General features: G+C 60.1%; 6 protein-coding genes. 2 read left to right on the forward strand and 4 right to left on the reverse strand.

The window, feature by feature from the left end; translation table 11 throughout:
• On the reverse strand, positions 1 to 625 hold a 625-nt coding region (locus tag JNL55_RS31145), incomplete at its 3' end, for an amidohydrolase family protein (RefSeq protein WP_293863751.1).
• 16 nt (positions 626 to 641) lie between these two features.
• Entirely contained in the window at positions 642 to 2,348 is a 1,707-nt protein-coding gene (locus JNL55_RS31150) for a gamma-glutamyltransferase (RefSeq protein ID WP_293863754.1), read from the reverse strand.
• Between the two features lie 146 nt (positions 2,349 to 2,494).
• Between JNL55_RS31150 and JNL55_RS31155 the strand changes: the two genes are divergently transcribed.
• The gene (locus tag JNL55_RS31155) at positions 2,495 to 3,775 is read left to right on the forward strand and encodes a spinster family MFS transporter (RefSeq protein WP_293863757.1); all 1,281 of its coding nucleotides are present in this window, start codon (positions 2,495 to 2,497) and stop codon (positions 3,773 to 3,775) included.
• A gap of 6 nt (positions 3,776 to 3,781) precedes the next feature.
• Here the strand turns inward: JNL55_RS31155 and JNL55_RS31160 are convergent, their stop codons facing one another.
• Complete coding sequence (locus JNL55_RS31160; protein WP_293863760.1) at positions 3,782 to 4,468, reverse strand: TetR/AcrR family transcriptional regulator; 687 nt, start codon at positions 4,466 to 4,468, stop codon at positions 3,782 to 3,784.
• A gap of 146 nt (positions 4,469 to 4,614) precedes the next feature.
• Between JNL55_RS31160 and JNL55_RS31165 the strand changes: the two genes are divergently transcribed.
• Positions 4,615 to 5,472 (forward strand): bifunctional 5,10-methylenetetrahydrofolate dehydrogenase/5,10-methenyltetrahydrofolate cyclohydrolase, encoded by an 858-nt coding sequence (locus tag JNL55_RS31165; protein WP_293863763.1) that lies wholly within the window; start codon positions 4,615 to 4,617, stop codon positions 5,470 to 5,472.
• Positions 5,473 to 5,480: 8 nt separating this feature from the next.
• On the opposite strand, the gene JNL55_RS31170 is transcribed toward JNL55_RS31165, so the two are convergent.
• Positions 5,481 to 6,507: TonB-dependent receptor (locus JNL55_RS31170; RefSeq protein ID WP_293863766.1), on the reverse strand; the 1,027-nt coding region annotated here is incomplete at its 5' end.

The raw sequence follows: 6,507 nt of genomic DNA on the forward strand, positions 1-6,507 counted from the left end.
CTCGATACTGATTCATCCAAATAGGATCGCTTGGTGAAGCCACGCCGCCGGAGCCCATGATCTTGATGCAATGAGCGCCACGACGAAGCTCTTCGCGCGCAGCCTTGATGCATTCGTCCAATCCGTCCGCAACGATGGTCAATGACTGCGAATGGCCGCAGGAACAATAGCCTTCTGTGTGAGTGCTTACGCCGGGCCCTCGCATGTCGCCGTGCCCGCCGGTCATAGACAGTGCTTTGCCCGAATAGAAAAAGCGCGGCGCGACCAACAGACCATCTTCGATGGCTCGCCAAAGACTCCAATCACCACCGCCCACATCGCGCACGGTGGTGTATCCGGACTCTAATGCGAATCGCAACATGCGAGCTGCGTGTGCCGTTCGATAAGGGGCACCCGCGTGATCGATCTTTTGAACATTCACATCGCTCGCGTAAGCATGGACGTGGGCATCAATGAGCCCCGGCATCAGCGTTCTGCCCGCAACGTCGATCACCTGCGCGTTGGCCGATTTGATCGGCGACGCCGACACCTCGCGAATCAGACCGCCCTCGACGAGAACGGACATGCCTTCCTGGCACTCCTCGTTCACACCATCGAACACGCGCGCGTTCTGGAACAGAATCATGCTGACCTCGCTGCCATCAAGCCTTTAGTCCATCTGCCACCGCGCAGCGGCGCGGATCTGCAATCGCCGTGTACTTCCCCGTCTTTTCGTCCCGGGCAATCACAGAGAACGATCCCATGTGGTAATCGTAGCTCGGCGTCACGGACACGCGAACGCCGAGTCGATGCAGATCCTCCACAACGCCGGGCGCCAAACGATCCTCAATCACCACGCTGCGTCCTTCGGTCATGGGCAGCATACGAGGCGCGTCGACGCTCGCATAAGGATCGAGTTTGAAGTCCAGCGCATAGGTCAGCACCTGGGGCATCGTGCAATGAACGTTGCCCGGCGAGCCTGCCGACAACACCGGTCGGCCGTTTTTCAACACCAGCGTATTGCCGATGATGCAACGAGCTTTCGCGCCTTTGACGAGCGTTGCATCCATCGGACTGGTGAGAGCACCGAAGGTTGCATGACTACCCACCATCGGCACGCCACCGATGACCATGCCAGGGATGCCCGAGCCCTGCAGCGTATTCATCATCTGCACCCAGTTGCCTTCGGCATCGACCACCGCCAGTTCGCAAGAGCCAGAGGGCTGTGCGTTGTCGGATTTGCCGAGCCGCGGGCGGCCACCAGCACCCGCGAACAGCGACAGCAAGTCTCCGCCACTCGACGGACCATCGCCGCTCAGACGAATGTGTTCGGTGAGATCGATCTTGGGACGGCTGATGCGAATCATCTTGGCGAGATGCGCGTGATAAGCATCGTCGAGCAATTCCTCGCGAGGCACGCCGTACACCTGATCGTCTTGCACGTACTCCCAATGCCGTGACGCCTGACGAAGCGCATGCCCCATAGCACAGAAATGATCCGCGGAGCCCGGCTTCATCTGACGAATGCCAAGATGCTTCAACACGCCGAGCGCAATGGCGATGTAAACGCCTTGAGCCTGCGGTGGCCCGAGACTCACGATCTCGTACTCGTGATGAGCGAAGCGCAGCGGCTGCACCCAGCGCGGCGGCGTTTCGGTCATGTGATCTGCGGTGATCTTCCAGCCCATCTGGTTCGCCTTCTTGACGAACTCGCGCGCCCACGGCCCGGTGATCATGTAATCGGGCCCGTGCTCGGCCACACCCTTCAGGGTCGTCGCCATACCTGGCGGCACGAACACATCACCCACGTTGGGGAAATAGCCCTTGGGTTGATAGAAGTCGCGGCCTTCGGGGAAATAACAAGTGAACTTCTCACCGAAAATGTTCACGCCGTACTCGAACGTGGACACCGCATGCCCCTGCTCCGCCCAAGTCACAGCGTCGCGACACAACTCACCCCACGGACGCGAGCCGAAGCGCTCGTGAATGGCTTTGAGCCCGGGCATGAAGCCAGGAATGATGGCCGACGGCGGCAGCGCCGCGTACGGGCCCATGCCGGGCGGCACCGGCTTGAACGGCGGCAGTCCGGATGGAAAGCCACCGAGACTGTCGAGCTGATGAATGATGCCGGTCTTGGCTTCGTAATAAAGGAACGTGACCAGGCCGGCGTGATTGGTCATGAACGGTTCGACGGCCGCCTGCACCAAGCAACCCGCGATGCCCGCGTCGGCCGCGTTACCGCCCCGCTTGAGCACGTTGACCATGGTCTCGGTAACGATGGCCGAGTCCGTGGTCACGGCCGCGTCGAGTCCGGTCACGGGGACTTTCGGACCTGGATTCACCACGTAACGAGAGAGCTCAGTGTTCACGATCCCTCCGGATCTGACGATCATCCCACTCAAGACGCAGCCCGACCGGCGGCCCACAATGAACAACGCCGCCCATTGAGGAATCAGCGACGAGGTGCGTCTACACTGATTCGTCCCTTGAAGCGAACCGACACCGCGAAGGTCACGTGAAGCACACCCCGATTCAGCATCCCTGGAATTTGTACAGCCCTACGCGGCAGTGGTCGTTCCTGGCGGTGTTGTTCCTGGTCTCCACCTCGAACTACGTCGATCGCAACATCATCTCAGTACTGCTCGAGCCCATCAAAGCAGAGTTTGGCGTCTCGGACACGTTGCTCGGCCTGCTAACAGGCATTTCTTTCGCAGTCTTCTACGCCACGCTGGGAATACCAGTGGCTCGCTGGGCGGATCGCGGCAATCGTAAAACCATCATCACGATCTCGCTGACGATCTGGAGCGTGATGACCGCGCTGTGCGGAATGGCGCAATCGTTCTGGCAACTGGTGTTGGCGCGAATCGGCGTCGGAGCTGGTGAAGCCGGTGCCATTCCGCCCGCCCAATCTTTGATTGCCGACTACTTCGGCCCGACTCGATGCGCGCGAGCGCTGGCCGTTTTCATGTCGTCCGGGATGATCGGCTATCTGCTCGGGTTCGTTGTAGGCGCGAAGATCGCCACCGACTATGGCTGGCGCGCCGCCTTCCTGATCGTGGGTCTACCCGGCCTGGCGCTGGCGATCCTGGTGCACTTCGTCCTGCACGAGCCCAGAACGCTGCCGCAGTTCCAACCGCTGCCCAACTCGCAGGAATCGATTCGCGCGACCTTTGAGGCGTTGCTGGCCAAGCGCACCTTCGTCTACCTGCTGATCGCGATGGTGATCTATTTTCTGGTCGCTTACGGCGCCGTGGTGTTCTTCCCCTCTTACATGATCCGCGTTTTGAACGTGTCGCTGGCGGAAATCGGCACGTCGTATGGAGCCGTCTCGGCGGTGTCCTCCATCGCCGGGACAGTGCTCGGCGGCTTCCTCACGGACCGACTCGCACAACGCAATCCAGCGTGGCTCGGCCGACTGCCGGCCTTGGGACTGGTATTGGCTTGGCCCTTGTACGAAGCGATGTTGCTGGCACCGACGTATGCGACAGTACTGGTATTCGCCGGGCTCGCAGGCGTCGCTCTGAATGCAACTGTGCCTGCAATGTTCGCTGCCCTACATGCAATCTGCGGTTCGGCGCGACGAGCGATGGCGGTGGCGGTGGTGTTCTTCTTCGCCAATTTGATCGGGCTCGGCTTGGGCCCGGTCATTGCTGGTGCGATGAGTGACGCATTCAGCGCGATGCATGGTCCGGTGGGAATCCGCTACGCGCTAGTCATCGTGATGCTGCTGCTTCTGCCGTGTGCCTGGATGTTACTGATGAGCAGTCGACATCTCGCGAAAGACATGGAAGCGTAAGTATCGTCAGCTCTTCTTACGCCGCGTCGAAGTTGCTTTGCTGGCCTTCACCGGTCTTTTGTCGTGCTCGAAAGCTTTTAGCGCGTCGCGCAGGTTGTCGCCAGCCTCATGGCCGGTGAGCACCTTGTAGTAGTAAGGAATCAGGCGCAAGCGTTCGTCCTGCGGTTCACGCATGGCCAGCGCGTGATAGCCGACTTGATGGAAATAGACGATACGAGCACGCACCAACCGCTCGGACGCATCGTAGAGGTCCGGAGAAAACAACAGCTGCAACAGATTGATCCATTCGTTGTCGACCCGATGCATGACCTCTTCGACCTTGGCATCGCCGCGCGCCCAAGTGCGGATGGCCATGCCGAAGGCCGGCGACGCAGTACCCTCTTCCACCCACAGCTCGATCAGTTCGGTCAGGTCCGGCCGGGTCCCAGCCCAGCTGGCGCGAATGGTGGCGATGGCGACGTAGTTGTTCACCTCCCAATCGTGTAACAACGCGTTGAGCAGATCGTCACGATCGGTGAAGTGCCAGTAGAAACTACCGCGCGTGGCATGCAGCTCGCTGGCCAGGCGATCGATCTTGACTGCGTCCACACCGGACTTCACCAACATCTTGCGGGCGCCGGCAATCCAGTCCTCGCGCGACTTCCTTTTACCGATGACGGTGACGGAATTTGCAGCCACTTTGCTTCTCTTCATACAGGTGCATGGTAACTGAACGCCGGTACTGCGTCCGGACATCCGCTGGACAGCTGTGACTGCCACCAAAGTGCTGTATGCGCCGCTTGCAGATTCATCGCCATGCAGTACTCTATACACATCTGTATGGATATTGCGAGACTGCATTGAGCGCCAGAATCATCGATGGGGTCAAGCACGCCAAGCAGCTGCGCGCCGGCCTGGCCGCCGAAATATCTGAGTTCGAACGTAGCACCGGCGTTCGGCCAAAACTCACCGTGGTGCTGGTCGGTAGCGATGCCGCGTCCCGGCTATATGTATCGAACAAGGCGAAGGCTTGCCGAGATGTCGGCATAGAGTCGGCGACGGTGGCATTGCCGGCATCGGTCACGCTGCCAGAGTTGCTGGCGGTCATCGATGCTGCCAACGAAGATAAGACGGTGCACGGCATCCTGGTGCAATTGCCATTGCCCGCCCATCTGCCCGTGCGCGCCGTGTTGGAACGCATCTCGGTGGACAAGGACGTGGATGGGTTCCACATGTATAACGTCGGCGGTTTGGTCGTGGGCTCTACGGTGTTCTCACCGTGCACGCCCTATGGAGTACAAAAGTTGTTGGAGGCCGAGCAGATTCCCATCGCCGGCCAGAACGTCGTGGTGGTTGGCGCCAGCAACATCGTCGGCAAGCCGACCGCTTTGATGCTGATGCAGAAGGACGCAACGGTTTGTATCTGTCACGCCAAGACTCGCGATCTGGCGCAGTTCACGATACTCGCCGACATTTTGGTGGTCGCGGCCGGCCGTCCCAATCTGATTCTCGCGCCGATGGTGAAGACCGGCGCGGTCGTGATCGATGTCGGTATCAATCGTTTGCCGGACGGACGTATCGTCGGCGACGTCGACTTCGAAGCGGTGCGCTTGAAAGCATCGCACATCACTCCGGTGCCGGGAGGTGTGGGACCGATGACCATCACCATGCTTCTGCATAACACCCTCGTCGCCGCGCGTGCGTTGAGCGGTCAGTAACCTCGCGTTTAGAACTTGCGGCTAAGTACGGCACCGAAGGTTCGCGGCTCGAGCGGCATCACCAGATAGTCCGCCGGCGTCGGGTCGATGAAGCCGCTGTAGCTGATGTTGGTGTAATCGAAGCTATCGAGCACGTTACGAACGAACGCGGACAACTTCCAATCGCCCAGCGACAGGGTGGCCCGCAGATCCAGCCGATCGTAGTCCTCGACCAGCATGGTGCTGCCCAGCGACGCCAGGAAACCGCCATCGGGCACTTGATAGTCATCGACGTAGCGATAATTCACATTCACTGCCAGGTCGCGATCGCCCAGCACCGGGAAGCGATATTCGAGCGTCAAAGAGCCCGTGAGTTTCGGAACGTATTCGAACGGCCGACCATCGCGCACGACAAACGCGCCACCGGCAGCACGCTGCGTGAAATCAGTGAACTCCGCATCGGTATAGGCCAACGACAACTGCGCATCGAAACGCTGCGTCGGCGACACCGCCAGTTCCAGCTCGACACCTTGGCTACGGCTCTTACCGGCGTTGGTGATGGTTGTCACCGGCACGCCGCGCGAGTCCGGCGTCACCGTCGTCAACTGCTGATCCTTGATGTCGATGTAATAGACGGCGAGATTGGCGGACATCCGTTGCGCCGGCCAAGCGCCTTTCAAGCCAACCTCATAGTTCATCGACGTCTCGGCGTCGTACGGCAACACAGCTGCAGCCGTGCTCGGATAGCGATTGAAGCCGCCGGCCTTCCAACCTTGCGCCGCCGTCACATAGGAGCTGACCGAGCTGTTCCATTTATAGGACAGCGACGCGGTCGAGGTGACGTCGCTGAACGTATCTTCACCGCTCAAGGTAAAGAACGTCGGATTGGCATTCTCGATCTGCGTGATGTTACGCAACCGCTGACCGTCCACTGAGACCGTCTCTCGCGAGTAACGCGAACCGAGCGTCAGCTCGACATGGTCCGTCGCTTGCCAGCTGCCCTGACCGAACAGGGCCCAGCCGTCGCGGTCGGCGCCGAAGTCCTCACGAATCGCC

It is taken from the genome of Steroidobacter sp. (assembly GCF_016790065.1).
GTDB lineage: Bacteria > Pseudomonadota > Gammaproteobacteria > Steroidobacterales > Steroidobacteraceae > Steroidobacter.